A 15,374-nucleotide genomic window follows, 5' to 3' on the forward strand; every position below is an offset into this window, starting at 1 on the left:
TTACGAAGAAAACCATGGGTATGTCGGCGTTATTAAGTATAAGCGCGATTTCCACTGTGGTTTTCGCCTTTGCAACCGAGGGCAACCTCCGGTTCCTGTAATAGTTATTTTGAACCTTTATTTTAGGTAACTCTAAATTAACCACGATAAAGTGATGATGCCCTCATATGAATCCGGACGATCCGGCTTGATAGGAGGTCCCGATGACATTGTTTCGCGTCGCCTGCGGCGCAGCTCTGCTGGTTGCCAGCATCGACGAGGCCGCGTTGGCCGCGACGCAGAATGTCATCTTCAATGGCACGATCGCGCCCACGTGCACGCTTGTCGTTGCCACCAACGGTACGATGACGGCCAGTCCCGATCTCCAGTCCCTCGGTTCCCACAACAGCGGCGGCTCGGCTGGAACCGTGACGCTGACGACGACCGGAGGTGTGTCGCTGAGTGTCGACCCGGTCACCACCATGACGGTGCCATCGGCAGACAGCACGTCGACGACCTGGACGCCCACCTACTCAGCCGCCGGCGCGCATGCCATCGGTGAGACCGGCTCGGCAAGCAGCATCACCACCCCCGGCGCCGACCTCGTTTCGGTCCACCTCGCCGGCACCAAGGGCGGCAGCAATCGCTTCGCCAACGGCAATTATCAGGCAACGGTAACGCTGCGCTGTGAATGACGCGAGCGAAGGAGGGGGTCGTGAAACATGCTCGAATCCTGGCGACGGCACTGGCCGTCGGATTGGCGCCCATTGCCGCCAAGGCCCAGTCGATGTCGCCGATGCGTGGCGAGATCAACAGCTTCACCGACGTCTTCGCGGTTCGCGTCTTCCCCGCCAATCCCTACGACCGGAAGATCCGGGTCGAAATCCATGTCTACGATCAGGATTTTCAGCCGGTAGATGCCAGAATCTCTCCAGATATATTCCAGCTGGCTTCGCAGGCCTCCCGTTCTGTCCTTGTGGTTGTGCCTTTTGACGGCGCTGCCGAGCGTAAAGTGCGTATCTGTACCGAAAGCATCCCCTTTCCCAATCAACAGACGCAGATAAGGGCACAGATATGCGGAAAGTTTTTTGGGCGCCGCAAGTCCTGACACTGGCGCTCGCGGCTGCTTGGGCGGGTGCGTCGCCGGCCGGGGCCGAGGACGTCTACAACCTTAACCAGAATGAGAGCGGCTTCAACCTGCCCGGCGTCACCTTGCCCCAGGGCCAGGACGAGGTCCATGCCGCGGACGGTACCACTTGCCGTTCCGCCGTCTCCGGTTCCGGCGCTTATGTCGATCTCGGCGTTATCAGAGGCAACAGCCAGTCGGACAACAGCGTTGCCACCTATGGTCGGGTGGTGATCCCGATCGGGCGCACGCCGAAGCGCGTCGATTGCAGCCGTCTCTATGAGCTTGAGGTCGAGCGCCTGCAGTTGGAACTGAAGCTCCTCAAAATGGGCCTCGGCGCCGACGGCCAGACGGCGAGCGTGGCTGCCAGCACTTCCACGGCCGCGTCACCGGGGTGGGCCAACGAAGGCTGGAGCATCAGGACCGGAAGTGGTGATGGCAAGAAAAAGAAGAAGCAGTAGTCGCGCGCTGCTTGCGATGGCAGCACTTGCCGGTTCCTGCCTTCCCGTGCAGGCGGCGATCATCGGCACCTGCACCATCATGGTCGGGGCGTCCGGAACGATGAAGGCCAATCCCGCCATCAGCATACTGGGCTCCAAACAGGCAGGCGGATCGAGCGCCAGCGCCACCGTGGTGGCAAGCTCCCTGTTGTGCTCGATACTTAATTTGCTTGACTGCTATTCGGTTTCGGCGCCGGCGCCTGCCGCATTCTCGTCCGCGCCGAGCGGCGGCGGCACCAACGTGACCTTCGCTTCGGTCTTCCGCCTCGATGGCTCGGGGGCAGATGTCAACGGAAGTGTGCCGCAGAGGGTTGCCAACGGCACCCACACGATGCAGGTCGACCTCACCGCCACCAGGTCGAGCGGTATCTTTCCCGCCGGCAACTATCAGGGCACGGTCACCGTGCGCTGCGAATAAGGCCACGACACCCCAAATCGGGCTGGACCATGCGCGTGGTCTGGCAAGCCGCGGCCTTACAGGTTAGCTTCCGCGCAATCGGAACGACCTGCGTTCGCTTGGACGCACAAGGATGCTCCGACATTTGAATTTGCGTTGCCAGGAGGCCTTGCTTGATTATCGTCATCGGTTCGATCAACCTCGACCTTATTGCCAAGGTCGACCGCTTGCCTAGCCCCGGCGAGACGGTAGGCGGCTCGGCCTTCACCACCGCGCCTGGGGGCAAGGGCGCCAACCAGGCACTGGCCGCCGCACGCGCCGGCGCCTCGGTGCGCATGGTCGGCGCCGTCGGCAGGGACAGCTTCGCCGCCGAGGCACTGGCATTGCTGCGCGACGGCAAGGTCGACCTGTCCGGCGTTGCCGAGACTCACGCCTCGACCGGCACGGCACTGATCATGGTCGCCGACGACGGCGAGAACATCATCGCCGTGGTGCCGGGCGCCAACGCTTCCGTGGTGCCCGGCGATCTCTCCAAGGCCTTTCTGAAAAAAGGCGACGTCGTGCTGCTGCAAAATGAGATTCCGCTGGCCACCGTCGATGCCGCCCTCGACCAGGCAAGGGCGGCCGGCGCCATCACCGTGCTCAACACGGCGCCGTTCCAGGGGCAAGCAGCCGGCTTTCTCGGCAAGGCCGACTATGTCGTCGCCAACGAAACCGAGTTCGACCTCTATGGCGAAGCGCTGTCGCTGCAAGGCCGCGACCGGGCGGCCCGCATGCGCGACTTTGCCGGAAAGACCGGCCGCACCGTCGTCGTCACACTCGGCGGCGACGGCGTGATGGCGGCGACACCGACCGAGTACCTGGCCGTTCCTGCGCGCAAGATAACGCCTGTCGACACGGTCGGCGCCGGCGATACGTTCTGCGGCTATTTCGCCGCCAGCCTGTCGTCGGGCCTCACGCTCGAACAGGCGCTGGCGCGCGCCGGCGCAGCCGGCTCGCTGGCCTGCCTGAAGCCTGGCGCCCAACCGGCGATCCCGCTCGCCAAAGACGTCGATCAGGCGCTGCAGGAAACCCGTTAAAATGCTGCGTCCTCAAACGAAGCATGCCGTGCCGCCGGCAAGCGACATCTGCCGCCTTTCCGCGGTCGAACTCGCCGGCGCGATCCGGGAGAGAGAGCTTTCCGTGCGTGAGGTGGTGGCGGCATTCCTCGATCGCATCGAGGCGGTCAATCCGCTGGTCAACGCCATCGTCTCCTTGCGCGATCGCGGCGACATCCTGCGCGAAGCCGATGCGGCCGATGCCAGTCCGGCGCGAGCCGAAGCCGGCCCGCTCTTCGGCCTGCCGATGGCCATCAAGGACCTCGCCTCGACCACGGGCCTCAGGACCTCGTTCGGCTCGCCGATCTTCGCCGATTTCGTGCCGCAGGAAGACGACTTCTTCGTCGAGCGCATCCGCAATGCCGGCGCCATCATCATCGGCAAGACCAACGTCCCCGAATTCGGGCTTGGTTCCAACACCTATAATGCCGTGTTCGGGCCGACGCTGAACGCCTTCGATCCGGCCCTGACCGCCGGCGGCTCGAGCGGCGGCGCGGCGGTGGCCCTGGCGCTCGACATGGTGCCCGTCGCCGATGGCAGCGACTTCGGCGGCTCGCTGCGCAACCCGGCCGCCTGGAACAATGTTTTTGGCTTCCGCCCGTCGCAAGGACTTGTTCCCGGCGGACCCGATTTCGAAGTCTTCCATGCGCAGATGGGCGTCGACGGGCCGATGGGCCGCAACGTCCGTGACATGGCGCTGCTGCTCGATGTGCAGGCCGGTTACCACCCGCACGCGCCATTGTCCTACGAGAAACCCGGCTCGTTCCTCGAAGGGCTTGGAATACCGGCAACTGGTGGCCGCATCGCCTGGCTCGGTGACCTCCACGGTCATCTGCCGGTTGAAACAGGCATTCTCGGCCTGTGCGAGGCGGCACTTGGCCGCTTTACGGAAGCGTCCTTCGCGACCGAGCCCCTGCTGCCGGATTTCGATTTCGAAGCGCTGTGGCAGGCCTTCGTGACGCTGCGCCAGGCCAGCAGCGGCTGCGCGCTCAAAACCCACTATGACGATCCCGCGAAGCGCCGGCTGCTCAAGCCGGAAGCCATCTGGGAAGTGGAGAACGCCATGCGGCTGACGGCGCCGCAGATCCGCGCCGCCTCCGTGACCCGCACATCCTGGCATCGCAAGCTGCTGTCGCTCTTCGACCGCTATGACCTGATTGCGCTGCCGACGGCGCAGGTCTTCCCCTTCGACATAGGCACGCATTGGCCCCGTGAGGTCGCCGGACGCGCAATGGACAGCTACCACCGCTGGATGCAGGTTTCCGCCTTCGCGACCCTAGGCGGCTGCCCGGCGGTCAACGTGCCGGTCGGCTTCGACGACCGGGGCCGGCCGATGGGCATGCAGCTGATCGGGCGGCCGCGCGGCGACCTCGCCGTACTCAAGGCGGCGGCGGCCTATGAGGCTACACTGCCCTGGCAGGCCGGCGCCTGAACCGGGCGGACTGGCGTGTCGCAGGGCGCTAGGTAGCGGCTTGCACCGGCTGCGCTGCTATGCATTGATTACCCTCAACCGCGCCGCCTCGGCGGTATTCCTGGGGAAAAATCATGTCGTTCGAACTCTACGCTGCCTATGTCCTCGCTTGCATCGTTATCATCCTGGTGCCCGGTCCGACGGTCACGCTGATCATCGCCAACAGCATTCGCCATGGCTCGCGCGCCGGCCTCGCCAATGTCGCCGGCACGCAGGCCGGGCTTGCCGTGATGATCGCCATCGTCTGCATCGGCCTCAACACGCTGATCGCAGGCATGGGCCACTGGTTCGAGTGGGTCAGGCTGATCGGCGCCGCCTATCTGATCTGGATGGGTGTGCAGATGTTCCGTTCCAAAGGCACGCTGAATGCCGATGGAACAGCGAGAAAGCCACGCGGCGGCTTCTTCCTGCAGGGCTTGCTGGTGGCGCTCAGCAATCCCAAGACGCTGATTTTTTTCGGCGCCTTCTTTCCGCAGTTCATTTCGCCGCAAGGCAACTACTCGCTGCAGATCGCCATCATGGGCCTGACCGCCATGATCTTCGCCGCCTTCTCGGATTCGACCTATGCGCTGGCCGCCGGCCGCGCCGGGCGCCTGTTGTCGGCCGGCCGCATAAAACTTTTGTCGAGGATCAGCGGCAGCTTCATGGTCGGCGGCGGCCTGTGGTTGGCGTTTTCAAAGGCGAAGTAAGGTGCGCCTCTTCCCTCGCCCCGTTTACGGGGAGAGCGTGGTCGCGAAGCGATCGGGTGAGGGGCAACGCCGGGTCTGCAGACAAAATATTAACGTTTGTGCCGCCCCTCATCCGCCTGCCGGCACCTTCTCCCCGTGAACGGGGAGAAGGAAGAACCTACAGCCGCCCCAGCCTCTCCACCAGCAACGCGAAAAAGCCGTCATGGTCGATGTCGCGCATCACCATGGCGTTCTTCGGCCGTTTGGTGACGCCCCACCAGTCGATCACGGTCATGCCCATGGTGAGCTCGGAGGCCGTTTCCACGCTGACGTTGCAGTTGCGGCCCTTGAACAGGTCCGGCTTCAACAGATAGGCGATGACGCAAGGGTCGTGCAGCGGGCCGCCGTCGGTGCCGTATTTCTCCTCGTCAAAGCGCTCGAAGAACTCCAGCATCTCGGCGGTGGCGGTGCCGACCTTGGTGCCGAGCGTGCGGAAGGTTTGCGTGCGCTTGGCAGTGGTCAGCGCCTTATGGGTGACATCGAGCGGCATCATCACGATCGGGATGCCGGATTTGAGCACGACATCGGCGGCCTGCGGATCGACATAGATGTTAAATTCGGCGGTCGGGGTGACGTTGCCGCCTTCGAAGAAGCCGCCGCCCATCAGCACGATTTCCTTGATGCGTGGTGCGATGCGCGGCTCGCGGATCAGCGCCAGCGCAATGTTGGTGAGCGGGCCGAGCGCGCAAAGCGTGATCGTGCCGCTTTCTTCGCTCATCAGCGTCTGGACGATGAAATCGACCGCGTACTGGTCCTGCAGCTTCATCGTCGGTTCGGGCAGTTGCGGTCCGTTGAGACCGGTCTTGCCATGCACTTCCTCGGCGGTGACCAATTCGCGCATCAGGGGCCGGATGGCGCCGGCATAGACCTTGATGTCCGGACGGCCAGCCAACTCGCAGATCTTGCGGGCATTCTTTTCGGTAAGCTTCAGCGGCACGTTTCCGGCAACGGCTGATATGCCGACGATCTCCAGTTCGGAGCTGCCGAGCGCCAGCAATATGGCGACGGCATCATCCTGACCGGGATCCGTGTCGATGATGATCTTGCGTGACTGGGGCATTTCAATTCCTTGTTTGGCGAGGTCGTGGGCTTGAACCGATCCGATCGAAACATCCAAATGACGCCGAAGCGGCCGCGAGCTGCCATGCCGAACCGCTCGACCGGGGAAGACGATCCCCGACCTGCGCGCTTCTCCTTGCATCTGCTCGCCGTTTCAAGCGCCATGCCGATCATTCCTGTGAGTCCACGGCCTGGTCTTTTTGGGCGGGTCTGTTGACGGCTTGAACTTGGTCGCGGGGCGGACCATATCAAGGCCATCGGGAAAAATGCCATCTGGGTTTTTCCACTTTATGTCGCTCTTGAGAGGACAATGTAACATGAGCCGAATGACGCCCTTTTCCAGCCCGCTTCTCCTTGGTTTCGACGCCATGGAAAAGACCCTGGAACGCTTGGCGAAATCCGGCGACAGCTACCCTCCCTACAACATCGAACGCCTCAGCGGCGCCGACGGCAAGACCGAAAGGTTGCGCATCACATTGGCGGTCGCCGGTTTCGCCGAAAGCGATCTCGATGTCACCACGGAGGAAAACCAGCTGGTCGTGCGCGGCCGTCAGACCGACGACACCGAGCGCGAATTTCTTCATCGCGGCATCGCCGCGCGCCAGTTCCAGCGCTGTTTCGTGCTGGCCGACGGCATGCGGGTGATCGCGGCGGAGTTGAAGAACGGTCTTTTGTCGATCGACCTCGATCGGCCGGAGTCCGAACGGCTGGTACGGAAAATAAACATATCGGTGAAAGACTGATCTTTACCACTGCATCGGCCGGAAAATCGGCACCGATTTTTCGAAAGCACGATGCAGCAAATTGAATGGCTCTCATGCGGGATGGCCTTGAGCGGCGTCCTCGCGCCAAGGAGGCTTTGAAATGACCAGAACTGAAAACATCACCATGACCAATGGCGAATTCGCTCATCTCGGCGAAGGCTCGGTCGCTTATCTCAGAAAGGTCTCGAGCGACGAATTGCTCGGCCGTTTCCCCAATCTCGGCGAAATCGCCCCCGGCATGGAACTGTGGGCGCTGTTTGCCGCCAATGGCCAGCCGATCCTGCTTTCCGATGCGCGTGACCGCGCTCTGGCCGGTGCCATGGAAAACGATCTGACCACGGTCGCCATTCACTGAGAGCGATTTCCCGCTGAAACGGAAAAGGGCCGCCCATGGCGGCCCTGTGGCGATATCATTCTCGAAATTCAGGCCGCGTGCGAAGCCTGGGTGTCCGATAAAAGCGCGTGGATAGCCGTGGCGTCGCGCGTACCCCTGATCTTGGCCACCGTGTCGGCATCGCGCAGGACCCGCGCGATGCGCGACAGTGCCTTGAGGTGGTCGGCGCCCGCCCCTTCCGGCGCCAATAGCAGAAACACCAGATCGACGGGCTGATCATCCAGCGATTCGAAATCGACAGGCGTCTCCAGCCGGGCGAAAACACCTGCGATGCGCTTCACGCCGGCCAGCTTGCCGTGCGGAATGGCGATGCCGTTGCCGACGCCGGTCGAACCCAGCCGCTCACGCTGCAAGATGGTGTCGAACACCTCCCGCTCCGGAATGCCGGAAATCGCCGCTGCCCGTTCGGACAGCAATTGCAGCAGCTGCTTCTTGGAGTTCGCCTTCAACGCCGGCAGTATCGCCGGAACGTTGATAAGATCGCTCAGATCCATGCTTGAAAATCCCTTGTTCGCCTGCCGTCACCAGTCCCCACCCCTCGTGCGGCCGGCTCTTATCCCAGTGCGACCGTGGTCGTCACGTCCGTGCGACCATTGTCGTCACGCTTGCGCGACCTTGGTCGTCGACGGGTCGATCCAGCCGATATTTCCATCGGGTCGGCGATAGACGATGTTGAGATGGTCGGTTCCCGCATTGCGGAAGACAAAGACCGGGCTGTCCTTGGTGTCGAGCTCGATGACCGCCGACGCCACCGACATGGTCTTCAGCGTCATGGTTGATTCGGCGACGATGGCCGGCGCGAAATTCTCCGGAATGTCCTCGTCGTCATCGGCAAGCGGCGCCATCACCGTGTAGGCTATGTCGGTCGGCTGGCCGTTGGTGGCGCCCGAATTGTGCGATTTCAGCCGGCGCTTGTAGCGCCTCAGGCGGGTTTCCAGACGATCCGCCGCGGCCTCGAAGGCCAATGTCGGATCCTGGGCATCGCCGGTGGCCTGCAGCGAAGCGCCGGAATCCAGCCGGATCATGCAGTCCGCCGAATAGCGCGAGCCCGATTTGATGACCGTGACATGTCCGGCAAAGCCGCGATCGAAATATTTGCCGATCGCTTCGCCGACGCGATCATTGATGCGTGTCCGAAACGCATCGCCGATGTCCATGTGTTTTCCCGATATGCGCAGATTCATCTGAAAACTGACCTTCCTGCTCAGGCTTCAAACTGGCCCGAGTTTATACTCGTGATCCGTGCGCACAAGCTTTGCGGCGTCACTTGCGCCGATTTTAAATCCAAACTTTCCGGTTGATCACAAGCCGCCCTTTGACCGTCCCGAGGCCAACGTCGTGACGGACCATCCGCATGCGGGCATCTAGCCCGTCTCATGCGGGCGGGCTTCTAGCCACTTCACCGCGGCTTGTCAATGAAGTGCCGGCCTGTGGAAAATCGACCCGCTCAGCGCCCGGCGCTGGCCATCGCCCGTTTCTCGCGTCGGCGCTGCACCGAAGAGGGGATATTCATGCCTTCCCGGTACTTGGCGACCGTACGCCTTGCAATGTCGACGCCACTTTCACGCAACATGTCGACGATTGCGTCGTCGGAAAGCACGTCGACGGGTTTTTCCTCGTCGATCAACTGCTTGATGCGGTCACGCACGGCTTCCGAGGAATGCGCATCGCCGCCGCCCGAGGCGGCGATCGAGGCGGTGAAGAAATACCGGAGCTCGAACACGCCGCGCGGCGTCAGCATGTATTTGTTGGCTGTGACCCGGCTGACCGTCGATTCGTGCATGCCGATGGCGTCGGCCACCGTGCGCAGATTGAGCGGCTTCAGCTGCCGCACGCCATGGACGAGGAAGGCATCCTGCTGGCGAACGATTTCCGAGGCGACCTTGAGGATGGTCTTTGCCCGCTGGTCGAGGCTGCGCGTCAGCCAGTTTGCATTCTGCAGGCATTCGGCCAGAAAATCCTTTTCCGCCTGGTTCTTGGCCTGCGGTGAGACCTGGGCGAAATAGATATGGTCGACCAAAACCCGCGGCAGCGTTTCGGCATTGAGCTCGACCGTCCAGCTGCCGTCATTGGCCGCGCGCACCTCGACATCGGCGACGATCGCGTCGCTGGCGCCGCCCGAAAACGCCATGCCCGGCCGGGGATCGAGCGCCCGGATCTCCGCCAGCATGTCGAGCAGATCCTCCTCGTCGACACCGCAGATCCGTTTCAATGCGTGAAAATCACGCCGTGCCAGGAGTTCGAGATTGGCGACCAGCGCCTTCATCGCCGGATCGAGCCGGTTGCGCACCGCAAGTTGCAGCGACAGGCATTCGGCTAGGTCGCGGGCAAACAGGCCGGCCGGCTCGAAGGTCTGACACACCGCCAGCACCTTCGCGACGGCGGCGGCATCCGCACCGAGACGAACGGCGATCTCGGCCAGGTCGGCACGCAGATAGCCGCTCTCGTCAAGGCCGTCGGCGAGTTCGGCGGCGATCAGCCGTGCAGCCGGATCGGCGAAGGCTAGCGCCACCTGTTCACCGACATGGTCGCGCAGCGTGATCACAGCAGTCGCCATATCGCCCGCATCAAACCACTCGGATGAGGAACCCGCGCCATTGCCCGAAGCCGACTTCCATTGTGCCGTCAGGTCGGGACCGAGCCGCTCGCTGGTGCCCGGGTCGTCGGGAAACAGGTTTTCCAGCGACGTGTCGAGCTTGTCCGAGATCGCCTCGGCGCTCCACTGCGTCTCGTTTTCGAACCAGTCGCCTTCGGCGGTGGCTTGCGGCTCCGCCTCGATCTTCTGCGCCTGGTCGCTGGCGGCATCGTCCTGCGGCTCGGCGCGTTCCAGCAGCGGATTGCGCTCGATTTCCTCGTCGATGAAATGCTCAAGCTCGACATGGGTGAACTGCAGCAGCCGAATCGACTGCATCAGCTGCGGCGTCATCACCAGCGACTGCGATTGTCGTAGCTGTAGTTTGGCCGCCAACGCCATGGTTCGGTTTCAAACGCCTCGTCTACGCATCCCGACTTCCGGGCAAGAATTTTGCAGCCGGCCATAAAAACTGGCCCGGCTTTTGCTTGTCAAGGCAATTGGTAGCAAAACGCGCTTACCGGAGCGTTATCCCGGAGCAAAATCGAGAAAAAAGCGCCGCGCGAACCGCAAAAATCGTGTCAGGAAACAAATTTCACGCTCAGAGCAATTCCAGGAAAAGTGTGAAACGGTTTTCCCGGAAAAGCGCATAGCGCTTTCCCTTGGGAATTGCGTCAAGACGAAAAGACGGAGGGGATTGGCGTTTTCCATGAACGACGAACCGTTCAGAGCGTAAAACCCTCGCCGAGGTAAAGTCGCCGCACATCCGGGTTTGCCACCACTTCGTCGGCCCTGCCATGGGTCAGCACCTGGCCGGCATGGATGATGTAGGCGCGGTCGATCAGGCCGAGCGTTTCGCGCACATTATGATCTGTGATGAGGACGCCGATGCCGCGCGCTGTCAGGTGGCGCACCAGTTGCTGGATATCGGCGACAGCGATCGGATCGATGCCGGCGAAAGGCTCGTCGAGCAGCATGTAGGCCGGACGCGTCGCCAGCGCTCGCGCGATTTCCAGGCGTCGCCGCTCGCCGCCCGAAAGCGACATGGATGGCGCCTTGCGCAGATGGCTGATGTGGAATTCCTCGAGCAGTTCGTCGAGATTGCGCTCGCGCACCTTGCGGTCCTTTTCGACCACTTCCAGCACCGCGCGGATATTCTGCTCGACATTGAGCCCACGGAAAATCGACGCTTCCTGCGGCAGATAGCCGATGCCGAGGCGTGCGCGACGGTACATCGGCATCGACGTGACGTCGAAGCCGTCGATCTCGATCGTGCCTTCATCCACCGGCACGAGGCCGGTAACCATGTAGAAACAGGTCGTCTTGCCGGCGCCGTTGGGGCCGAGCAGTCCAACGGCCTCGCCGGCGCGCACGCCGATGGTGACGCCGCTGACGACCTTGCGGCCCTTGTAGCTCTTGGTCAGCCCCTTGGCGATCAGGGTTCCCTTGAACTTTCCCGCATCGACGGTCACCGTGGCCGGCGCCGAAAGCTTGCCGGCGGCCCGTCCCGGAAGACGCGCCGTCAACGACGACAGGCTGGCCATCAGGGGTTCGTCGCTCCCGATTTCGGCGGCGGCGTGATCGACATCTGGACGCGTTGCCCAGCACATGGATCCACCTGAGCCAGTCCGCTTTTCATCTGCACCGTAAGCTTGCAGCCCACCAGAACATTGTCGTTTTGCGACAGAACGACCTTTTTGCCCGAAAGCACCAGCACCTGGCTCTTCATATCGAAGCTGCCTTGATCGCCGGTCGCGACCTGCGCATCCGACTTGATGTAAACCTTGTCGGAGATCTCCAGGTGATCGATGTTGGCCGAGCCCGTCATCGCCGCACCCGCGGCCTCCGTGCCCTTGGCAGCGGCGTTGGGGTCCTTGACGTAGTAGACCGTCATCTTGCCGGCCTTCATCAATGTCGGCCCCTGGACGACGCTGACATTGCCCGTGAAGATGGCGACACTGTCGGCCTGGCGGACTTCCAGCTTGTCGCTCTCGATCTGGATCGGCTTGTCGCCGGACAGTTTGAGGCCTGATTGACTGGTCGTCTGCGCCCATGACGGCACGAGTCCGAGCAGCAGCAACGCTGAAGTTGCAGCCGCGAGCCGCGTCGAACTACTGAGCCGCATTGGTTTCTCCGCTGTTTCCCTGTGCCGCCTTCAAGGCGGCGGAATCGATGTTGACGCGCACTTTGTTCTCGAAAACCAGAACCTTGCCATTGTCCTGGACCGACATCGTATCCGCCGTGATCCGCGACCCGCCACGGCTAACATCGACAGGATCTCCCGTCTTCATAGTGCCTTTGCCCATGTCGAGGAAGACCGATTTGAACTTGGCCTGCATGCCGTCGGTCGTGGTGATCGTCACGTCGCTGGTCAGGTTCATCGTATTGCCGTCGCGATCGTAGGTGCCGTGCGAGGCCTTGACCGCCGCCACATTGTCGGGCGCGATCGGCACCTTGGCGTCGATGCCTTCCAACTCGATGATACCTTGCGTGCTGACATCCTGAATGGCACGCAGCGCCGTCATCGAATAAGGCTGCTTCTGCTTGGTGAAACCGTTGAGCTTGGGATTGGCCATCACCAGCTTGCCGTTGGAAAAGGCAGTGCCTTCCGCCTGAACCTTCACGGCGACGGGTGCGGCGAGATAGGAATAGACCGGGAAAGCGACCGCTATCAGTGCCGCGGCCACTGGCACGGCAAATTTGAGGACGCGCACGCGGCGCGAATGACGCTGTGCACGGTCGAAAGCATCGCCGCGCGTCCGGCCGTCCGCCGGGGGAGCCAACACCGCCTCGGCGTTGGTTGGTTCAATAGGTCGCGCTAACATTCACTGCTTTCTTCTAACCCTGCCCGCCCTTGAGCACCGCCTATAGGTGGGACGCCGGCGCTTTCAAGCAAGCACAAGCCCACGAAAACTGCAAAAGTGTGACAACCGCCTTTGTACAGACGAAAACGAAGTCCGCACAACTGCGTGTTCTCCATAGCAGAAACAGACACGCGGCGTAAAATTTATCAGCGCCTGTCTCGCCGCCCGACCTCGCGGTAATTGCCCAAAAACGTGAGGGGAGATGTCGGATGCCCCGCCTGGCCAGCCTGGCCGATCGTGTATGCGGCGTTGCCGATCACGTCGGCGGGACGCTTTTGGCTTTAGATCCGGTCGGCGTCAGGCCGCCTTCCTCTGTATGAGACCAACAAGAACGGTGCGCATTCCCGAATACGATGGGCTGCCAATTTTCACTTCCCAATCAGTGTTGCGTTTCCGAGGGTGCTTCACATTACGCAACGCTTGGCGGAATGTGTTCGGGTCGACGCCTACAGTTCGAGCCATATCTTCGGCGGTTGTGTGTTTGGCGATCATGAAATCTCCTATGCCTTTTGCCGGTATATAGGGCGTTTGCGCAACTCGGCCAAAGGATTAGCCGTTTGCGCAAACTTCAGACTGAGACACTGCCGGAAAGAGAACTGCTTCCCGATGAGAGGATCATGGTCTAAAAGCGTCCCCTTCCGCCGACTGAAAGGCTGACCATGGCACTGAGAGCCGACGACCTGATCGACCGCCGCCGTTTGCGGCGCAAGCTGACATTCTGGCGCGTTGTCGCCATAGGCATCGTAGCCCTTGGGGTGATTGCGCTTTCAACCTGGTTCTATGGCGACGATTTCGGCGGCTCGACGGTCGACCATATTGCCAAGGTCAAGATCGAAGGCACGATCACCGAGGACGAGGAACTGATCAAGCGCCTGGAAACCATCCGTCTTTCATCGAAGGTGAAAGGGGTGATCCTGTCGATCGATTCGCCTGGCGGCACCACCGTTGGCGGTGAATCGATCTATGAAGAAGTGCGCAAGCTGGCCGCCGACAAGCCGGTGGTGGCGGAAGTCGGCACGCTCGCCGCATCGGCGGGCTATATGATCGCCAGTGCCGCCGATCACATCGTTGCCCGCAAGACCTCGATCGTCGGCTCGATCGGCGTGCTGATCCAGTATCCCGACGTCAGCGGCCTGATGGACAAGCTCGGCGTCAAGCTGGAGGAGGTGAAATCCTCGCCGCTGAAAGCCGCGCCCTCTCCCTTCAAGCCGACCAATGACGACGAGCGCGCCATGGTTCGCAAACTCATCCTCGACAGTTACAACTGGTTCGTCGACATCGTCGCCGAACGCCGCAAGATGACCCGCGAACAAGCGCTGGCGCTTGCCGACGGCTCGATATTCACCGGGCGCCAAGGCGTTGCCAACGGGCTGATCGACGCCGTCGGCGGCGAGGCCGTAGCGGTCGACTGGCTGGCCACCAAGGGCGTCGATGCCAAGCTCAAGGTCGTCGAGTGGAAGGATACCGAACGGCGCGGCAGCTTCCTGTTCTCGAAAGCGATGGCGCAAACCATCGGCAGTGCGCTCGGCCTGCCCGCCTACAGCGGCGACGTCATCCATGAACTCGGAGCCGACCGCTTGTTTCTTGACGGTCTCGTTTCCGTCTGGCACCCTTGAGACGCCGTTTGGGGCAAGTGAAAAAAGCAAATAAAATCATCCTCATAATTTTGACCGCACTGCTTTCACGGGGACCCGTCTCATGATCAAGTCCGAACTTGTGCAGATTATTGCCACGCGCAATCCGCATCTTTTCCTGCGCGACGTCGAAAACATCGTCGGCGCCATCTTCGATGAAATCACCGACGCCCTTGCCGAAGGCAACCGGGTCGAGTTGCGTGGCTTCGGCGCTTTTTCGGTGAAAAATCGTCCCGCCCGCACCGGCCGCAATCCGCGCACAGGCGAATCCGTCGAGGTCGAGGAGAAATGGGTGCCGTTCTTCAAGACTGGTAAGGAACTGCGTGAAAGGCTGAACGGCGGCAAGTAGGCGCGACGTCAGCGCCTGACGGCCTTCGGACAGGCCAGCTTCCGACGGAAAACATCATGTTCAATCGCTTCATGCTCATCGCGATCTTCGTGCCCCTGGCGATCATCCTGATCGCACTCGCCGTTGCCAACCGCGAACTGGTCGCCTTCACGCTGGATCCGTTCAACCCCGGCAATCCGAAGCTGACCCTGACTTTGCCGCTGTTCATCTTCCTGTTCCTGGCACTCGCCATCGGCATGATCGTCGGCAGCCTGGCAACCTGGGTCAAGCAGGGCCGCTATCGCAAGCTGGCGCGCCAGCGCGGCGTCGAGGCCGAGAACCTGCGCCAGGCGGTCAGCCGTGCGCCGGCGGTATCACAAAGCCAGGCTCCGGGAACGGCCCCAGGCTCCGCCCACGGGTCCGCCCAAGGGTCCGCATTGCCGAAGCCGACCGCTTGAACC

The 15,374-nt window shown here is 62.0% G+C and carries 20 protein-coding genes; 12 read left to right on the plus strand and 8 right to left on the minus strand.

Annotation, left to right across the window (positions count from 1 at the left end; all coding sequences use genetic code 11):
- The first annotated feature begins 203 nt into the window (after window positions 1–203).
- From EOA19_RS07685 to EOA19_RS07715, 7 genes are all read left to right on the plus strand, one after another.
- Entirely contained in the window at window positions 204–674 is a 471-nt protein-coding gene (locus EOA19_RS07685) for a hypothetical protein (RefSeq protein WP_128303203.1), read from the plus strand.
- Window positions 675–694: 20 nt separating this feature from the next.
- Entirely contained in the window at window positions 695–1,087 is a 393-nt protein-coding gene (locus tag EOA19_RS07690) for a hypothetical protein (RefSeq protein ID WP_023812545.1), read from the plus strand.
- Entirely contained in the window at window positions 1,054–1,566 is a 513-nt protein-coding gene (locus EOA19_RS07695; protein WP_023812544.1) for a hypothetical protein, read from the plus strand. Before EOA19_RS07690 ends, EOA19_RS07695 begins: the two co-directional genes overlap by 34 nt.
- Complete coding sequence (locus tag EOA19_RS07700) at window positions 1,541–2,023, plus strand: hypothetical protein (RefSeq protein WP_164892880.1); 483 nt, start codon at window positions 1,541–1,543, stop codon at window positions 2,021–2,023. Before EOA19_RS07695 ends, EOA19_RS07700 begins: the two co-directional genes overlap by 26 nt.
- 152 nt (window positions 2,024–2,175) lie before the next feature.
- Window positions 2,176–3,081: a ribokinase gene (locus EOA19_RS07705; protein ID WP_128303205.1), complete on the plus strand. Its 906-nt coding sequence runs from the start codon at window positions 2,176–2,178 to the stop codon at window positions 3,079–3,081.
- A 1-nt stretch (window position 3,082) separates the two neighbouring features.
- Window positions 3,083–4,531: an amidase gene (locus tag EOA19_RS07710; RefSeq protein ID WP_128303206.1), complete on the plus strand. Its 1,449-nt coding sequence runs from the start codon at window positions 3,083–3,085 to the stop codon at window positions 4,529–4,531.
- Between the two features lie 113 nt (window positions 4,532–4,644).
- Complete coding sequence (locus EOA19_RS07715; RefSeq protein ID WP_128303207.1) at window positions 4,645–5,259, plus strand: LysE family translocator; 615 nt, start codon at window positions 4,645–4,647, stop codon at window positions 5,257–5,259.
- Between the two features lie 157 nt (window positions 5,260–5,416).
- On the opposite strand, the gene EOA19_RS07720 is transcribed toward EOA19_RS07715, so the two are convergent.
- Window positions 5,417–6,358 carry a nucleoside hydrolase gene (locus tag EOA19_RS07720; protein WP_023812539.1) on the minus strand — a complete coding sequence of 314 codons (942 nt, stop codon included), beginning with the start codon at window positions 6,356–6,358 and terminating at the stop codon, window positions 5,417–5,419.
- A 316-nt stretch (window positions 6,359–6,674) separates the two neighbouring features.
- Here EOA19_RS07720 and EOA19_RS07725 point away from each other — a divergent pair, with 316 nt between their 5' ends.
- On the plus strand, window positions 6,675–7,100 hold the full coding sequence (locus tag EOA19_RS07725) for an Hsp20 family protein (protein ID WP_023760739.1): 426 nt from the start codon (window positions 6,675–6,677) through the stop codon (window positions 7,098–7,100).
- Between the two features lie 121 nt (window positions 7,101–7,221).
- Entirely contained in the window at window positions 7,222–7,476 is a 255-nt protein-coding gene (locus tag EOA19_RS07730) for a DUF1150 family protein (RefSeq protein WP_023760740.1), read from the plus strand.
- 68 nt (window positions 7,477–7,544) lie between these two features.
- On the opposite strand, the gene ptsN is transcribed toward EOA19_RS07730, so the two are convergent.
- The 7 genes from ptsN to EOA19_RS07765 form a co-directional block, all read right to left on the minus strand.
- Window positions 7,545–8,009, minus strand: coding sequence for a PTS IIA-like nitrogen regulatory protein PtsN (ptsN, locus tag EOA19_RS07735; protein WP_111548784.1), 465 nt, complete (start codon window positions 8,007–8,009; stop codon window positions 7,545–7,547).
- Window positions 8,010–8,114: 105 nt separating this feature from the next.
- Window positions 8,115–8,699, minus strand: coding sequence for a ribosome-associated translation inhibitor RaiA (gene raiA / locus EOA19_RS07740; RefSeq protein WP_128303208.1), 585 nt, complete (start codon window positions 8,697–8,699; stop codon window positions 8,115–8,117).
- Window positions 8,700–8,962: 263 nt separating this feature from the next.
- Window positions 8,963–10,489 (minus strand): RNA polymerase factor sigma-54, encoded by a 1,527-nt coding sequence (gene rpoN, locus EOA19_RS07745; RefSeq protein WP_128303209.1) that lies wholly within the window; start codon window positions 10,487–10,489, stop codon window positions 8,963–8,965.
- A 323-nt stretch (window positions 10,490–10,812) separates the two neighbouring features.
- On the minus strand, window positions 10,813–11,631 hold the full coding sequence (gene lptB / locus EOA19_RS07750; protein WP_013529586.1) for an LPS export ABC transporter ATP-binding protein: 819 nt from the start codon (window positions 11,629–11,631) through the stop codon (window positions 10,813–10,815).
- Window positions 11,631–12,212 (minus strand): LptA/OstA family protein, encoded by a 582-nt coding sequence (locus tag EOA19_RS07755; protein WP_023812537.1) that lies wholly within the window; start codon window positions 12,210–12,212, stop codon window positions 11,631–11,633. The genes lptB and EOA19_RS07755 overlap by 1 nt, the downstream gene beginning before the upstream one ends.
- Window positions 12,199–12,912: an LPS export ABC transporter periplasmic protein LptC gene (gene lptC, locus EOA19_RS07760; protein ID WP_128303210.1), complete on the minus strand. Its 714-nt coding sequence runs from the start codon at window positions 12,910–12,912 to the stop codon at window positions 12,199–12,201. The genes EOA19_RS07755 and lptC overlap by 14 nt, the downstream gene beginning before the upstream one ends.
- Window positions 12,913–13,248: 336 nt before the next feature.
- Complete coding sequence (locus EOA19_RS07765; protein WP_127296383.1) at window positions 13,249–13,443, minus strand: hypothetical protein; 195 nt, start codon at window positions 13,441–13,443, stop codon at window positions 13,249–13,251.
- Between the two features lie 167 nt (window positions 13,444–13,610).
- Here EOA19_RS07765 and sppA point away from each other — a divergent pair, with 167 nt between their 5' ends.
- The 3 genes from sppA to EOA19_RS07780 all read left to right on the plus strand — a co-directional run bounded on the left by sppA (window position 13,611) and on the right by EOA19_RS07780 (window position 15,371).
- Window positions 13,611–14,567 carry a signal peptide peptidase SppA gene (gene sppA / locus EOA19_RS07770; RefSeq protein ID WP_023812535.1) on the plus strand — a complete coding sequence of 319 codons (957 nt, stop codon included), beginning with the start codon at window positions 13,611–13,613 and terminating at the stop codon, window positions 14,565–14,567.
- A gap of 82 nt (window positions 14,568–14,649) precedes the next feature.
- Complete coding sequence (locus EOA19_RS07775; RefSeq protein ID WP_006200394.1) at window positions 14,650–14,934, plus strand: integration host factor subunit beta; 285 nt, start codon at window positions 14,650–14,652, stop codon at window positions 14,932–14,934.
- 56 nt (window positions 14,935–14,990) lie between these two features.
- Entirely contained in the window at window positions 14,991–15,371 is a 381-nt protein-coding gene (locus tag EOA19_RS07780) for a LapA family protein (protein ID WP_023812534.1), read from the plus strand.
- The last annotated feature ends 3 nt before the right edge of the window (window positions 15,372–15,374 follow it).

Origin of the sequence: Mesorhizobium sp. M7A.F.Ca.US.010.02.1.1, assembly GCF_004023085.1 — a bacterium.
In the GTDB taxonomy this organism is placed as follows: Bacteria; Pseudomonadota; Alphaproteobacteria; order Rhizobiales; family Rhizobiaceae; genus Mesorhizobium.